This window comes from Caulobacter sp. ALps2 (genome assembly GCF_058681635.1).
Genome location: NZ_CM178743.1, coordinates 4,747,292 through 4,762,420, shown reverse-complemented (window position 1 = coordinate 4,762,420; position 15,129 = coordinate 4,747,292). Strand labels below are relative to the sequence as shown.

At 69.1% G+C, this 15,129-nt stretch carries 13 protein-coding genes; 2 read left to right on the top strand and 11 right to left on the bottom strand.

Annotated elements, in window-relative coordinates; all coding sequences use genetic code 11:
• Positions 1-16: 16 nt before the first annotated feature.
• The gene (locus tag ACW173_RS22380; RefSeq protein WP_492082239.1) at positions 17-2,698 is read left to right on the top strand and encodes an exo-rhamnogalacturonan lyase family protein; all 2,682 of its coding nucleotides are present in this window, start codon (positions 17-19) and stop codon (positions 2,696-2,698) included.
• On the opposite strand, the gene ACW173_RS22375 is transcribed toward ACW173_RS22380, so the two are convergent.
• The 6 genes from ACW173_RS22375 to ACW173_RS22350 form a co-directional block, all read right to left on the bottom strand.
• The gene (locus ACW173_RS22375; RefSeq protein ID WP_492082238.1) at positions 2,678-3,364 is read right to left on the bottom strand and encodes a DUF6250 domain-containing protein; all 687 of its coding nucleotides are present in this window, start codon (positions 3,362-3,364) and stop codon (positions 2,678-2,680) included. The genes ACW173_RS22380 and ACW173_RS22375 overlap by 21 nt on opposite strands.
• Complete coding sequence (locus ACW173_RS22370; protein WP_492082236.1) at positions 3,361-4,743, bottom strand: rhamnogalacturonidase; 1,383 nt, start codon at positions 4,741-4,743, stop codon at positions 3,361-3,363. The genes ACW173_RS22375 and ACW173_RS22370 overlap by 4 nt, the downstream gene beginning before the upstream one ends.
• Positions 4,740-5,696, bottom strand: coding sequence for an alpha/beta hydrolase (locus ACW173_RS22365; protein WP_492082234.1), 957 nt, complete (start codon positions 5,694-5,696; stop codon positions 4,740-4,742). The genes ACW173_RS22370 and ACW173_RS22365 overlap by 4 nt, the downstream gene beginning before the upstream one ends.
• Position 5,697: 1 nt before the next feature.
• Positions 5,698-6,921 carry a rhamnogalacturonan acetylesterase gene (locus tag ACW173_RS22360; RefSeq protein WP_492082232.1) on the bottom strand — a complete coding sequence of 408 codons (1,224 nt, stop codon included), beginning with the start codon at positions 6,919-6,921 and terminating at the stop codon, positions 5,698-5,700.
• A 99-nt stretch (positions 6,922-7,020) separates the two neighbouring features.
• On the bottom strand, positions 7,021-8,013 hold the full coding sequence (locus ACW173_RS22355) for a flippase-like domain-containing protein (RefSeq protein ID WP_492082231.1): 993 nt from the start codon (positions 8,011-8,013) through the stop codon (positions 7,021-7,023).
• On the bottom strand, positions 8,010-9,164 hold the full coding sequence (locus tag ACW173_RS22350; RefSeq protein ID WP_492082229.1) for a glycosyltransferase family 4 protein: 1,155 nt from the start codon (positions 9,162-9,164) through the stop codon (positions 8,010-8,012). Before ACW173_RS22350 ends, ACW173_RS22355 begins: the two co-directional genes overlap by 4 nt.
• Positions 9,165-9,611: 447 nt before the next feature.
• Between ACW173_RS22350 and ACW173_RS22345 the strand changes: the two genes are divergently transcribed.
• Entirely contained in the window at positions 9,612-10,376 is a 765-nt protein-coding gene (locus ACW173_RS22345; protein WP_492082228.1) for a phosphocholine cytidylyltransferase family protein, read from the top strand.
• A 102-nt stretch (positions 10,377-10,478) separates the two neighbouring features.
• On the opposite strand, the gene ACW173_RS22340 is transcribed toward ACW173_RS22345, so the two are convergent.
• Genes ACW173_RS22340 through ACW173_RS22320 form a run of 5 tightly spaced genes read right to left on the bottom strand, consistent with a single transcriptional unit; the run spans position 10,479 to position 15,112 of the window.
• Positions 10,479-11,342: a nucleotidyltransferase family protein gene (locus ACW173_RS22340; RefSeq protein WP_492082227.1), complete on the bottom strand. Its 864-nt coding sequence runs from the start codon at positions 11,340-11,342 to the stop codon at positions 10,479-10,481.
• Positions 11,246-12,400 carry a ceramide synthase gene (gene bcerS, locus ACW173_RS22335; RefSeq protein ID WP_492082225.1) on the bottom strand — a complete coding sequence of 385 codons (1,155 nt, stop codon included), beginning with the start codon at positions 12,398-12,400 and terminating at the stop codon, positions 11,246-11,248. Before bcerS ends, ACW173_RS22340 begins: the two co-directional genes overlap by 97 nt.
• Positions 12,400-13,461, bottom strand: a complete 1,062-nt coding sequence (locus tag ACW173_RS22330; RefSeq protein WP_492082224.1) for an LptF/LptG family permease — start codon at positions 13,459-13,461, stop codon at positions 12,400-12,402. The genes bcerS and ACW173_RS22330 overlap by 1 nt, the downstream gene beginning before the upstream one ends.
• Positions 13,458-14,678 (bottom strand): LptF/LptG family permease, encoded by a 1,221-nt coding sequence (locus ACW173_RS22325; RefSeq protein ID WP_492082222.1) that lies wholly within the window; start codon positions 14,676-14,678, stop codon positions 13,458-13,460. The genes ACW173_RS22330 and ACW173_RS22325 overlap by 4 nt, the downstream gene beginning before the upstream one ends.
• Complete coding sequence (locus tag ACW173_RS22320; protein WP_492082220.1) at positions 14,675-15,112, bottom strand: HIT family protein; 438 nt, start codon at positions 15,110-15,112, stop codon at positions 14,675-14,677. The genes ACW173_RS22325 and ACW173_RS22320 overlap by 4 nt, the downstream gene beginning before the upstream one ends.
• Between the last annotated feature and the right edge of the window lie 17 nt (positions 15,113-15,129).

The following is a 15,129-nucleotide window of genomic DNA, read 5'->3' as shown; positions in this document are numbered from 1 at the left end:
TTCCAGGAGCGTAAGCGTGACCAAGGGAGCGACGCGTCGCGGCGTGCTGATGTCGAGCCTGGCGCTCACGGCCGTCGCCCCTGAAGCCGCGCGGGCCGCCAAGCCCGCGTCGGCTTCGGCCGACCTGCACTGGCTGGGTGACGCCCCGCCGTCCGCGCCTGGCGCGGCGGTCTGGGGCGCGCCCTGGCCGCGCGGGGCGGTCAAGCCCAAGACGACCCTGACGGCGATCGACGCCGACGGCCAGGCCCTGCCTTTGCAGACCTGGCCGCTGGCCTATTGGCCCGACGGCTCGCTGAAATGGACAGGTCACGCGTTGGCCGGAGCGGCGGCCAAGGGCTTCCAGGTCAAGCCTGGCAAACCAATGACGCCGTCCAAGCCTGTCCAGGTGCGCGAGGCGGCCGAGCGGATCGAGGTGGCCGCGGGCGACCTCGTCTGCCGGTTCGCGCGGACAGGTTCGACCCTGATCGAGAGCGTCAGCCTGGCCGGCCGCGAGACCCTGCGTGGCGGCCGGCTCGTCGCCCTGAACCAGACCACCCCGCCTGGCGACCTGTCGCCGCGCGAGACCCAAGTCTTCGACGGCGCGATCGACGCGGTCGCGGTCGAGCAGCGCGGCCCGGTGCGGGCGGTGGTTCGCTTCGAGGGCCGCCATCGCGGCGCGGGTCGTGACTGGCTGCCATTCACCCTGCGGGTCGCCGTCGACGCCGACGGTCGGCTGACCCTGACCCACGGCTTCGTGTTCGACGGCGACGGGAACAAGGACTTCATCGCCGGACTGGGGATCCGCTTCGACGTCCCGCTGACCGACGAACTTCAGAACCGTCATGTCCGCTTCGCCGGCGAAGGCGAGGGGATGTGGGGCGAGGCCGTCCGCAACATCCCCGGCTGGCAACCGACCAAGTTCGCCCTGGCCGGCAAGTTCCAGGATCAGCTGCGCGGCGAGCGCGTCCCGGACCTCGCGGCCATGGACGCCAAGACCCGCGACCAACTGCTGACCGTGCCCGCCTGGAACGGCTACCGCCTGTTCCAGGGCGACGCCGACGCCTTCACGATCGACAAGCGGACCAACACCAAGAGCAGCTGGCTGCGCGCCGACCGTGGGGGCCGCGCGCCGGGCGTCGGCTATGTCGGCGGCGTCTCGGGCGGGGTCGCCTTCGGCCTGCGCCACTTCTGGCAAAGGCATCCCACCGCCCTGGAAATCGACGGGGCGACAACCGACGCGGCGACCGTGACCCTGTGGCTGTGGTCGCCCCAGGCCGGCGCCATGGACCTGCGCCACTATAGCGACCGCGCCCACGGCCTGGAGATCCAGTACGAGGATGTCGAGGAAGGCCACAGCACGCCGCTGGGGATCGCCCGCACCAACCAGGTCTTCCTGTGGCCTGTCGCCGCCACGCCGACGCGCGAGGCGCTGTCGGCCATGGCGAGGACGACGTCCGAGCCGCCGCTGCCGGTCGCCGCTCCGGCCTATTATCAGCGCTGTGGCGCCTTCGGTGGCGTCTGGACGCCGGTCGACCGCTCCACCCCCGTGAAGGCCAAGCTGGAAGCCGCGCACGAGCGCCTGCTGGGCTTCTATCAGCACGAGATCGAGCAGCGTCGCTGGTACGGGTTCTGGGACCACGGCGACGTGATGCACACCTACGACCAGGATCGGCACGTCTGGCGCTACGACGTTGGCGGGTATGCCTGGGCCAACAGCGAGCTGGTTCCGGACCTGTGGCTGTGGACGGCCTTCATGCGCACCGGGCGCGCCGACATCTTCCGCATGGCCGAGGCCATGACCCGCCACACCGGCGAGGTCGACGTCCATCATCTGGGTCCGTTCAAGGGCCTGGGCTCGCGCCACAATGTCAGCCACTGGGGCGACGGGGCCAAGGAGGCGCGGATCAGCCAGTCGCTGCTGCGCCGCCATTACTACTATCTGACCGCCGACGAGCGAACCGGCGACCTGATGGCCGACCTGTACGACGGCGACCATGCCCTGCTGGCCGTGAACCCGGTGCGCAAGGTCGCCGCCAAGACGAAGTATCCCACCCAGGCCCGCTCGGGTCCGGACTGGTTCGCCTTCGCCAGCAACTGGCTGGTCGCCTGGGAGCGGACCGGGGACACCAGGTGGCGCGACAAGATCGTCAAGGGCCTGGACGCCATCGCGGCCTCGTCCCACGGCATGTTCACCGGTCCGCCGTTCGGCTACGACCCGGCGACGGCCACTCTTTACGACCCCGGCACGGCGTTCCAGAGCAGCTACCACCTGGTGACGATCATGGGCGGGGCCGAGCTGGTGTTCGAGCTGGACGGGCTGATCGACGATCCAGCCTGGGACAAGGCCTGGACCCGCTTCTGCGCCTACTACAACGCGCCGCTGGCCGAGCGGCAGGCTGCTTTGGGTCCCGCGGCCGTCGACCGCTACTTCGCCTATCCCGTCTGGCACGCGCGCCTGACGGCCTGGGCGGCCAAGAAGCTGAACGACCCGGTGTTGGCCAAGCGGGCCTGGACCGAGTTCCTGGCCAAGACCAAGACGGGCCAGGAGAACAGCCCCGCGTCGATCACCCGCGTGGCCGGGACGGCGGTGCTGAACCCGATCGACGAGATGGAAGGCGTCTCGACCAACCAGTCGGCGCAATGGGCGCTGAATCTGTTCGAGCTCTTGGCCCTGGTCGGCGACGCCGCGCCGGAGAGCCTACCGGCCGGCTGGGAGTAGGCGGAACACTTCGAAGCCGCGGACCCGCAGATGGCTCTGCGTGGTCCGCAGACCGAACCAGCCGCGGGTGTAGGGCCGCGGATCCCGGTGCTCGAACAGCCGCCGGCCGTCGCTCCAGTATTCGATGCGCTGACCGTCGGCTATCAGCCGCACGGTCGTCCAGTGGTTGGGCGTCAGGAGCTCATCGGCGGCGGAGTGGTCGTGCCGCGGCAGCATCGGCCGGTCGCCGGCGCGGCCGACATAACGCCGGAAGCGGGTGCTGGTGTTCGTATTGCCGCCCTGGCCGACATAGTAGGTCTCCAGGGTGTCGTAGTCGGCGAAGGCGCCCGAGCGCGGGTGGTCCAGCGGCGAGCCGCCGTCGGCTTCACGCGCCATCCAGAAACAGTTGAGGTCGCTGACCCGGTCGAACGGTCCGCCGGCCGAGACCGCCTGGGCCTGGTAGGTGATGGCCATCGGGCCGACCAGTTCCGGCCTGAACCAGGCGGTGAAGCCGGCCGGGGCGACGATGTCGAGCACCCCGTCCTTGGCCGTCACGGTCGCCGGCTTCTCGGCCTCGATCGTCCAGCGCTTCAGGTCGCGGAAGTCGTCGGCATGGAGCCGCTTGCCCTGGCCCGCGAACGGCGTGGCGGCGAGGCCCGCGATCAGCGTGCGGCGGTCCAGGATCATGCGTCGACCTCGCGGACGTTCTCGAACAGGCGCTCGGGACGGGCGTCCGGCGTCGTGGTCTCGATGGTCAGGTTGTCGATCTTGAGGCCGTCGACATGCCGGGCCCACAGGCCGTGGACCGGGGAAGGGCCGAACATGCTGGGCTCGGGATAGGCCTGCGGCAGGTCGCCTGGTCGCCGCTCGGCCCAGGCCGCCGTGCCACCACCACGATAAGACAGCCGGATATTCGATAGGGTCACGCCCTCGATCGGCGAGTCCGGCAGGCCCGCGATCGTGGCGGCGTAGTCTGGCAGGACGTCGAAGGCCTCGATGTCGCGCAGCACGATATCGCGCATCGCCCCCAACGGCGTTCCCTCTGGCCCTCGCCGGCGGTCGCCGACGCGCAGGAAGATCGGGGCGGTGGTCACCTCCTGCAGGCGCAGGCGTTCGCAGATGATGTTCTCCATCGTCCCGCCGTCCACGACCTCCAGCGCCAGACCCCGCGAGCGGACGAAGCGGCAGTCGCGGATGGTCACGTCCTTGAAGCCGCCGTTGGACTCCGTGCCCAGCTTGATGCGGCCGGTGACGCGGTCCTGGTCGGGCGAGACCCGCTGGGTCCGGCCGAAGGTTCCGTCCAGCATCGTGCCGAGATCGAAGCCGCTGACCTCGCAGTGCTCGATGGTCACCTGCTCGGTCGGGATCAGCTCGCCCAGGGCCAGGGAACTTTTCAGCACGATGGCGTCGTCATTGGGCGTGTTCACCCGGCAGCCGCTGACCAGCACGCGCCGGCAGGCGTCGATGTCCAGGCCGTCGCGGTTGGTGTCGACGATCAGATCGCGCAGCACCAAGTCCTCGCAACCCGTCGCCAGCACCGCGAAATGTCCGCCCTGGAAGATCGTCAGCCCCTCGATCCGGGCCCGCTTGGCGCGCTTGAGGGCGATGGCCTTGTTGCCAAGGCCCGCCATGGCCTCGACCCGCGGCGACAGCTCGGCCATCGCCTCGGCCGACAGGCCGGCCATGCTGAGCGGAAACTCGCCGGCCTGCTTCGTCCAGCGTGAGCCGGGGCCTTCGCGGGTCAGGCCGGCGCCGTCGATGCGGCCGGGACCCAGTATGGCGACGGCCTCGACGTCCTCGCCCCAGATCAGGCTGTTGCGCCAGTGGGAGTGACCGAAGTCCTGCCACAGGTCGTGCGGATTGGGCTCGGCGGCGTCGTAGGTTCCGCCGTGCAGGGCCGGATCGGCGGCTTCCAGCACACAGCCGTCCTCCAGCCTCAGGGTCACGCCGCTGAGCAGGCGGATCGAGAACGACAGGTGGCGACCGGCCGGCAGCACGACCTCGCCGCCGCCGCGCGCGTGGGCGTGGACGATGGCGGCGTTGATCGTGTCGGTGGCCAGTTTCACGCGTAGAGGCCGTGGCGCTTGAAGAAGGCGTCCAGGGCCAGCGCGACCGGAGCGACCTGGCCGCTGCGATCCTTGAGCCCGAAGCCGTGACCGCCGACCTCCTGCAGGTGCATCTCGACCGGGACCTTCTTGGCGCGCAGGGCCTGCCACATCAGCATGCTGTTCTCGACCGGCACGGTCTTGTCGTCCGCCGCCGCGGCGATGAACACCGGCGGCGTGTCGGCCGGCGTGTTCAGCTCGACCGAGATCGCCTGGCGTTGGGCGTCCGTCGGGTTCGCGCCCAGAAGCTGTTTCAGCGATTGCCCGTGGGCGTAGGGAGCCGTTCCGGTGATCACGGGATAGAACAGACCGGCCGCGAACGGCCGGGTCGACAATTTGTCGGCCTCGTCGACCGGTGCGTAGGTCTCGCGGGCGAACTGGGTGGCCAGGCGCGCGGCGACGTGGCCGCCGGCCGAGAAACCGATCGCCGCCACCTTGGCTGGATCGACGCCTAGGGAAGGCGCGCGGGCGCGGATCAGGCGCATGGCCCGCTGAGCGTCCTGCAGGGCGACGTCGGGGCCTGCCGCCCAGCCGTCGGCGGGCAGGCGGTAGTCCATGACGAAGGCGGTGATCCCCAGGCTGGCCAACCAGGCGTCGATCGATCCGCCGTTCTTGCCTACGGCCACGCGCACATAGCCGCCGCCGGGGATCATCAGCACCGCCGCGCCGTTCGGCTTGGCCGGGCGGCGCATGGTCAGCCAGGGCTTGGTCACGTTCAGGAAGGCGGTGTCGTTCGGATCGCCGCCGGGCGTGCGCGGGATCACGCTTTCGGTGACGGTGACCTTTTCGCCGCCGGGCGCCGCGCCGGGCCACAGGTCGACGGTCTCGACGGCGCTATCAGCGGCGCGCGCCAGGGCCGGGGCCGCCATCAGGCCGGCGGCGAGACTCAGCAGGGCGCGGCGGTCGGTTTCCACTCTAGTTCCCACGGGGGATTTCCTGGCTGGACGCGGCGCTGGCGGGCACTGCGAAGGTCTCGGGCGAGGGGGGCCTGGCCGGATCGAACGGCGGCAGGTCCGCGACGAGGTGGACGGCGAGGTCGGGCACATTGGCCCGGATGCCCTCGACCACGCAGCGCGCCAGCTGATACGCGCCGTAGTTGTTGTGGTGGGTGGCGTCCTTGCCGCCGTCGTTGAAGGCCTTCCAGGCGTTGTCGGGACCGAGCGCCTCGTAGAAGGCCGCGCTCATCGTGTGCAGGTCGATCAGCGGCACGCCCAGCGCCTGAGCCGTCTCGCGCACCGCCCGCGGATAGTCGCCGTGGGTGTTCACGATCTTGCCGGCTTCGTCGAACTTGCGCCGATGCATCGAGGTGACCAGCACCGGTGTCGCGCCGCGCAGCCGCGCCTCGCCGACATAGGCCCGCAGATAGTCGCGATAGGTGGTGGCGGCCTCGACATAGGTCTGGGGCCACTGGAGCTTCTGGTCGTTGTGGCCAAACTGGATCAGCAGCCAGTCGCCGCGCTTGATCTTGCTGAGGATCTTGTCGAAGCGCCGCTCGACCAGGAAAGCCTTGAGCGTCTCGCCGGACTCGGCCTGGTTCGAGACCGACAGGTCCGGCTTGAAGAATCGCGGCAGCATCTGACCCCAGCCGGCGGCGGGCTCGAAGCGCTGGTCGGTGACGGTGGAGTCCCCGGCCAGATAGACGGTCGGCACGGTGACGGCTTCGATCTTCAGCCGGCGCACGGCGGCGGTGGGGCCGCGGAACTCCAGGGTCAGCTTGTCGTCCCAGTCGTAGCTGCCGTCCTCGCGAGCATTCAGCGCCACGCGCTTGCCGCCCGGCGCGTTGACCGGCGGCGGGGTCAGCTCAGGCCGGCGGACGTTGACGACGATGGTCCGGGTCTCGGTCTTGCGGGCGGCGACGCGGACGGTCTCCAGCATCAGCCGTCGGGACTCCGCCTTCACGGTCGTCTCGCTGGCCTTGTCGCCACCCAGCTCCAGAATGACGCGGTAGTCGCCCTCGGGCACGCGCACCGAGAACAGGCGGCCGGGGCCCGGCTCGAAGCCATGGCCGATGGCGGGATCATAAGCCCCGATGGATGTCGTGGCGAAATCGAAGGCCCACACGGGGACGTCCTCCCTGGCGAGCGCGGCGCTCGGCGCGAGAACGAGGCCAGCCAGCAGCGTGCGCCGATCCAGGATCATGCCGCCTCCCTATCGCGTGCAGAGTCCAAGCGCTTTGGTAACGCCACCGGGGATGGGGTTCAATGCCAAAATGCAGGACAATATACCGTAATGTGGGATTTAGACCTGGGCTGGCGCTTGAGCCGGCGTGGCGACCTCCGGCCGGGTCGTCCGCCACATGACGAGGCCGATGCCGCCCAGCACCAGCTCACGCAGGCGGCGCAGCAGCGACAGGGCCAGAGCCTGGTCGGGCGTCAGGCCCAAGGCGCCGCCCAGCAACAGGTAGCCGCCTTCCTGCACGCCCAGGGCGCCGGGGATGGCGAAGCCGACGATCTTGGCCGTCTGGGCCAGGCCCTCCACGATCAGGGCTTGGAGAAGGGTGGGGTTCAGGCCCAAGGCCCACATGGCGACGTAGGTCTCGAACGCCCCGGCGATCCAGGCGGCCAGGTGCCAGGCCCAGGAGGCGAACAGGTTGTTGCGCTGACGGCCCATCACGCGGAAGGCCTCGCCCAGTTCGCCGACCCTGCCGGCGAGAGTGGTCCAACGTTGGGAAAATTGGCCCAGGCTCCGGCTGACCCCCGCCTTGTGGGCGACGTATGCTGAGGCGACGATAGCCGCGACGATGCCGACCAGGGCCAGGCCCGCCTGGGCCAGGCGCGGATCGTGCAGGGTGACCATGGCGACGATCAGGCTGGTCAGGACGAACATGACCAGGCCCACCGTGCCGGCCAGGACGTCAACGATGCAGCTGGCGGTGGCCTCGGCCAGGGTGAGGCCGTTGCGCGCCGACAGCTTGGCCCTCACGACGTCGCCGCCGACCTGGGCGACGGGCAAGAGGGCGTTGACCGCTTCCTTGATGAAGCGGACGCGGAACAGGAACGACAGGGGTGGACGGCGATCGGGTGGCAGCAGCACCTGCCAGCTCACGGTGGCGAGGAAGGTGACGGGCAGGTGGACGGCGATGACCAGCACCGCCTGCCAGCCGACCTGGGCCACCAGCTCGCGCACCGCGCCCGCGCCATGTGTGGCCAGCATGATCGCCAGCAGCCCGACGCCGATGGTCAGCAGCCAGCCTCTCAGGGGGGAAGGTTTCTTGGCTGTCTCTAGCGTCATGCCGCCGAGCGCGCGCCAAGAGTCGGGGCGGCGCCCAGATCGCGATAGACGTCCAGCACCGAGGCGCAGATGGCGTTCCAGTCGTAGCGGGCGCTGGAGACCCGGGCCGCGCGGCCCAGGCGCAGGCGGCGCATCGGCTCGTTGACCAGGGCCAGGATCGCGGCGGCGTAGGCCTCGGCGTCCGCGCGCGGCGTCAACACGCCGTCCTGGCCATGGATGACCAAGGCGCTGGTGCTGGGCGCGCGCGGGCACAGCACGGCCAGGCCCGCCGCCATGCCCTCGAGCGTGGCGTTGCCGAAGGCCTCGGTCAGGCTGGGATTGAACAGGATGTCGGCGCTGGACACCGCGCGGCCCAAGGCCTCGCCATCCAGGTGGCCGGTGAAGATCGCTTCGGGCAGACGTTCCTCCAGGAAGTTCCGGGCGGGGCCGTCGCCGATGATCAGCGGACGGATTGGCTGGCCACGCAGGTGGACCATGGTCTCAGCCAGCACGTCCAGGCCTTTCTCCATGACCAGGCGGCCGAGGAACGCGACGACGATCTCATTGTCGGCGACGCCTCGCGCCCGACGCCAGTCAGCGTCGCGGCGAGCGGGGGAGAAACGGTCGCGGTCGACGCCTCGGCCCCAGATCTGGACGCGTTCGCCCAAGCCCTCGCCACTAAGGCCGTGTTCCCGCAGCAGGTCGGCGATGGGCGCATTGGGGGCCAGCACGCGGTCGCAGCCGCGATAGAAGCGGTCCAGATAGCGCTCGGCGCTGGGGCGCAACCAGTCGAGGCCATAGTACGAAAGATAGGTCTCGAAGCGCGTGTGCAGGCTGGCGACCAGCGGCAGGCCTTGCCGGCGGGCCCACTTGCCGGCTTGCGAGCCCAGCAGGTCAGGGGCCGAGAGGTGGACAGCGGTCGGCTTGAACTCGGCCAGGTCGGCGCGCAGGGCGCGGTTCAAACCCAGGGCCAGGCGATACTCACCGCGACCAGGGATCGCCACCGACGGGGCCGAGACCAGTTCGCCGGCCGGTTCGAAGGCTGGCGTGTCGGTGGTCGGCGAGTAGACGCGGACCTCCGCGCCCTGGCCGATCATGTAGGCGGCCAGGCGGTTCAAGGCCTGGTTGGAGCCGTCTCGCGTGTAGTTGTAGTTGCCGGAGAAGAGGGCCAATCGCAGGCCTTGGGCCGGTTTTTCCTCAGCGGGCTGACGAATGAATCTCTGCGCGAACCGCACAACGCCTCCGTAATCTACGCTCCGAGGCCCCCGCCCAATCCTCCGTATGACAATGGGCATATGGTGGAATGGTTCAGTTTCCGGAAGGGGCGCCTCCGTCGTCGGACGGACAATCTTCAGGTCAAGCTGAACCCAAGCTGAACCATGGGGCGCGGCAAGGCGCGGACGGTGGAACAGGGGCGCACCGTCACCTGTTGGACGCGGTTTGTGAAAAAGCGCGGGCAGGGGTTGCGCCGCGACGTCATGACAGGTTCTTGGCGGGCCGAGCGCCCTTGCCGTAAGGCGGGTTCGTGCTCAGTTATGCGCTCGCGGCCGCCAGGGTCGCGGTCCAACGATTCCTAAGCGGGCGAATTCAAGCCCGATCCAGCGAGATTTCGAAACGTCATGCAGCCGGTCAAGACCCTCATTCTCAGCGCCGGCCAGGGCAAGCGTCTGTCGCCGCTGACCGACGACCGTCCCAAGTGCCTGGTCGAACTGGCTGGTAAGACCGTGCTGGAGTGGCAGCTGCGGCACCTGCATCAGGCGGGCGTGGCCGAGGCTGTCGTGGTCACCGGCTTTCGCGCCGACCTGGTCGAGGCCGAGGTCGCGCGCCTGAACCTGCCGGGCATGACGGTCCGCACGCTCTACAACCCATTCTACAGCGTGACCGACAACCTCGCGACCTGCTGGCTGGCGCGCGAGGAGATGCGCGGCGCACCGTTCATGATCCTCAACGGCGACACCCTGTTCGAGCCGGGCATCGCCGAGCGCTTGATCAGCGCCCCGGACGCGCCGATCACCGTGACGGTCGACCGCAAGGACGACGGCGTCTACGACAGCGACGACATGAAGGTGCTGACCGACGGCGACGCCCTGCGCGCCATCGGCAAGACGATCACCCAGTACGACGCGGAGTCCATCGGCTTTCTCCGCTTCAACGAGGAAGGCTCGGCCCTGTTCATCGAGACGCTGGAAGGGATCATGCGCCGGCCGGAAGGCCTGAAGCGCTGGTACCTCAGCGTCATCAACGAGATCGCCCAGGCCCACGACGTGGTCCGCGTGCGCTCGATCCAGGGCCTGGACTGGGCCGAGATGGATTTCCCGGAAGACCTGGTCCACAACCGGGCGCTGACGGCGCGGTGGGCGGCCAAGGAAACCGTAGCGGTTTGAGGGCCGTCCTCGTCCTTCGACAAGCTCGGGATGAGGACTGCTTTCCGCGGCGGTTCACTAGAAGCCTCACCCTGAGCTAGTCGAAGGGCGAGGTTTCACTGCTCAGACCTCGCCCACCAGCTCCCGCACCAGATCCAGGTCGGACGGCTTGTCGACATCGACCGCCGCCAGGCCGTCGTGCGCGCGCACGGCGGCGGCCTTGACGTTGGCCAGTTTGCCCAGCTTCAGCACGGCCTCGTCCAGCGTCAGCCAGTTCAGCAGGTAGCGCAGCAGGAACGACGGCCCCAGCATGGCGGCGATCTTCCAGGGCTGCTTGCGCAGCGCTTCGACCTTGCGCCAGACGTGGACGACGTTCAGGGCGTTCTCGTTGCGCAAGAGGAAGAGGTTGCAGCCCGAATAGCGGCCGTCCTGGAAGCGCAGATAGGTGCGCTTGGTCTGGGGCGCGGCGGCCTGGACGCGCGCTTCGGGCGCCAGCAGCACGGCGACATCGGCCCAGTCGGGTGTGTCGGCCAGGAACCGCATGATCCATTCGGGCTTGAGCAGCGCGTGGTCGACGGTGGTGACCAGCAGCGGGAAACCCAGTTCTCGCGCGGCGTTCTCGACGCTTTGGCTGGGACCCGCGGCGGTCGGCAGGACCACGACCTTCGCGCCGGCGAGGGCGGCCTTGATCGCCTCGTCATTGGTCGCGACGCCGATGGTCTCGGCCTTGGCGCCCTCGACGGCGCTCAGCACGCGGCTAAGCAGGGTGCTGCCTTGCAGGGTGATCAGCCCCTTGTGCGTGACCCCGGCATAGGCGGCGGCCGGATCGACCTCGCCGCCACGCGAGCCGGCCAGGATCAGCGCCTTGAAGGGGATCCCTCCTTCCACGTTCACAGCGGCTTCTCGTAGATGCGATAGGTCTTGTAGTGCGTGCCGCCGACATTCTCGGCGATGTGGCACATGGCCTTGTTGGCCTCCAGCACCCACGAGATCTCGTATCGATTATAGCCCAGGCTCATCGCCATATCGCGGCTGGCCTTCATCATCCAGAACGGCAGCATGCGGCCGCGCTGGGTGGTCTGGAACTTCTTCTTCACGCCCATCAGCGGGATGCGGGCCGATTTCACGCCCTTGACCTTCAGCCGCCACAGCAGCTTGGCCCAGCCGAATGGCAAGAGCTTGCCCTTCAGGTCGGCGATGGCCTCGTTGACGTTGGGCAGGAAGACCACGACGCCGGCCGCCTCGCCGTCGATCTCGGCGAACCAGATCAGGCGCTTGTCGATCACTTGCTTGAGCGCCTTGCCCAGCTGGTGGGTCTCGGCCTCGGTGGTGGGGGTGAAGCCCCAGTTGTCCGACCAGGCGTCGTTGAGGATGTCCGTCAGCGTCTGGACCTCCGCGTCGTAGCGCTTCATGTCCAGCTGGCGGAGGACAACGCCCGAGGGCAGGCCGCGCTTGACGCGGCGCTGGGCGATCTCGGGGATGTCGCCGGTCTCGTCGGCGCGATAGGCGAAGACATCCTGCGCCTTGGCGTAGCCCTGTTCCTCGACGCGCTTACCGGCATAGGCCGGGTCGTGGCCCATCAGGATCATCGGCGGGGTGTCGAAGCCGTGGACCAGCAGGCCGACCTCTTCGTTGATCGACAGGTTGAACGGGCCGACCACGTGGGTGCGGCCGCGCGCGCGCAGCCAGTCCTCGGCGGCGCGGAACAGCACCTGGAACACCGCCGCGTCGTCCTCGGCGGCGATCATGCCGAAGTGGCCGTCCAGGCGGCCGGGCGTCGGCTGCGGGGTCAGCCGGTCGATCTGGGCGCTGATCCGGCCGACGTCACGGCCGCCGCGCGTGGCCAGGAACAGCTGGACCTCGGCATGGGCGAAGAACGGATTGGTTTTGGGCGTCAGGGCCTCGGTGCGCTCCATGAACAGCGGCGTGATCCAGTTCGGATCCGCGGCGTTCAGGAGGGCGGGCAGGGCGATGAAGCGCTTCAGCTCGGCCGGGGTCGAGACGGGAATGACGTGCAGGTCGGCGTTCGCGGAGTCGAAAGGCATCACCCCTCCAGGGCCAAGAAGGTGCGGACGGCCAGGGCGCCGAAGATCGCGGGCGCGGCCCAGACGGCCAGGATCGGGGACAGGGAGCCGGACTCGCCCAGAGCGGTCAGCATGCCGTTGGCCACGAGGAAGATGAGACCGGCGGCGAGGCCGGAGGTCAGCAGCACCGCCCCCTGGCCGCTGCGGAAGTTGGCCAGGGCCACGGGCGCGCTGAGCAGCAGCATGACCAGCGATACGAACGGGCCGGCGAAGGCCGCCTGCAGGTGGGTGGCGTAGAAACTCTCCGGCCGGTCCGAGGCACCGTTTTGCAGGGCGCGCTGGGCCGAGGCGGCGGTGGGCGCGGCGTCGTCGCCGAACAGGCCCTGGACGTCCCGTGGCCTCAGCCTGCTGGGCCAGGTCGTCGAGGCGGCCGTCGAGGTCTGGGCCAGGTCGCCGGTGAAACGGGTGGTCTTGGGCTGGTCCAGGATCCAGGCGTCGTGGTTGTAGCGAGCCTTCGGAGCCTCGACCTTTTCCATCAAGATGCCCTTGGCGTCGCGGCGGAAGATGGTGACGTTGGTGATCTCGCGACCGTTGGCGGAGGCGCTGGCCCCGATGACCAGGTCGGCGCCGGCCCGGAAGGTGCGCGGCGCGGCGACCTTGCGTTCGGCGACGGGGGTCGTGTTCTTCCACCAGTCGGCCAGGGCCGGATCGGCGCGCGGAGCCAGGTACTGGCCGCACAGGACGTCCAGCAGCATCACCACCACGGCGGCGGGGATGGCCATGCCGACGATGCGATAGCCCGAGACACCGGTGGCGCGCATGGCGACGACGGCGCTTTCGCGGGCCAACCCTGAGAAGGCGAACAGGCCGCCGGCCAGCACCGAGATTGGGGCGACCTGCTCGTACAGGCGCGGCAGGCGCATGAAGGCGTAGTAGGCCACGCCGGCCATGCCGAGGCCTCGGTCGAGGATGTCGGGCGTCACGTCCAGCAGGTCCAGCACCTGCAGGATGGCCATCAGGATCATGGCCGCGCCGAGAATATGGGTGGAGACGGTCCGCAGGACGTAGAGCTGCAGTCTCATGCGGCTTGTCGCTTCTTCGGCAGGGGCAGGGCGCGGACGATGCGCGCGACCAACTTGTTGATGCGGCGGACGGTGCGCGAGACCGGGGTGTCGCCCGGTCGCGTGCGGCTCCCGACGAACAGCCAGACCGCCAGGGCCGCGAATACGGTGAACGGCACCCAGATGGCCGGGAACGGCGCGAGCTTGCCCGCCTTGGCCAGGCCCTGGCCCATCAGCAGCGAGTGCTGGAAGGCCAGAAGCAGCAGGCCCGCCATGACCAGGCCCGGCGCGCGGTTGCCGCGCTTCGAAGCCAGACCCAACGGGAACGCCAACAGCGGCAGAAACGGCAGGAAGATGGCCCGCGCCCAGCGGCCGTAGAATTCGCTGAGCAGATTGGCCTCGGAGACCACGGGGTTCGGCGAATGGGCCTGCCGGTACAGCTCGCCCAGGGTCAGCTCGCGCTCGTCGCTGCCCCGGTCGCGCAGCAGCACGGCGGCGGCCGCCAGCGGCGTCTGGGTCGTGAGGCTGTCGAAGGCCAGGTTACGGTACTGGCCATTGGTGTCGCGGGCGATCCGGCGACCGTCCTTCAGGTCCATGGTGATGGTCTTGCCGCCGGCGTCCATCTTCAGGTCGGCGGAGGCGGCGGTGATGATCTCTTCCTGGCCGCGCGCGTCGAGGCGGCGGATGAACACCCGCGTAAGGCTCTGGCCGGCCAGGTCGGCGCTGTCGGCGGTGAGCAGCGAGCCCTTGTCGTCGATGAAGGCCCCACCTGCGAGCCGTCCGTTCCAGCCTGCGTTGATCGCCGCGTGCATGACGGCGCGATAGGCGTAGCGGCTATAGGGCTGCATGTAGCCGAATACGCCGACGCTGAAGACGCTGAGGAACACGGCCACGGCCAGGAACGGCGCGGCGATGCGCTCCAGCGACTGGCCGCTGGCCAACAAGGCGTCGATCTCCGAGCCGTCCGACAGCTTGGTGATGACGATGAACAGCGCCACGAAGAACGCGACCGGCAGGGCCAGGCCCAGATAGTGCGGCACCAGATTGGCGGCGAGCTGGGTGACGTAGCCGAAGCGGGCGCTGCTCTGGGACAGCACGTCCAGCAGGCGCAGAACGCGCTCCAGCAGGAGGGCGATGACCGTGACGCTCAGGCAACCCACCAGGGGCCAGAACAGCAGGCGCAGCAAGTAGCGGTCGATCAGGCGCAGGGGCCCGCTGGTCAGGTCGTTGGCGCTCACGCGGCGACCCAGGCTTGCGCGAAGTCTTGCGCCAGGCGCTGGAGGGCGTCGTCCGACAGGGCCACGGCCGAGCCCAGGGCGGGGGCGGCGGGCCAGCCGGCGTCAGGGAAAGACCGTCCCTCGTGCTCGCGAACGCCATCGTAGCGCGGAAGCACGTGGAAATGGACGTCTTTGTCGACCATCATCAGCATGAGGTAATTGATCTTCTCGTAGGCGATCTTGGCTTTCAGAAGGCGCTCGATCCCGCTCACCGCGACCCCCAGGTCGGCGAAGGCGGCGGGACTCACGTCGGAGAAGGCCTGGACAGCTTCCTTGCACACCAGGACCAAAGACCCAAATGTCGGTTGCTTCGGACGAACCAGAATCAGCCAGTGGTCTGTCTCCGCGACCTTCGAAGCGGGATAGCCGAACGCCAGGGCGGTGGGATTGGTCATGAGAAAGCCGGAACTTC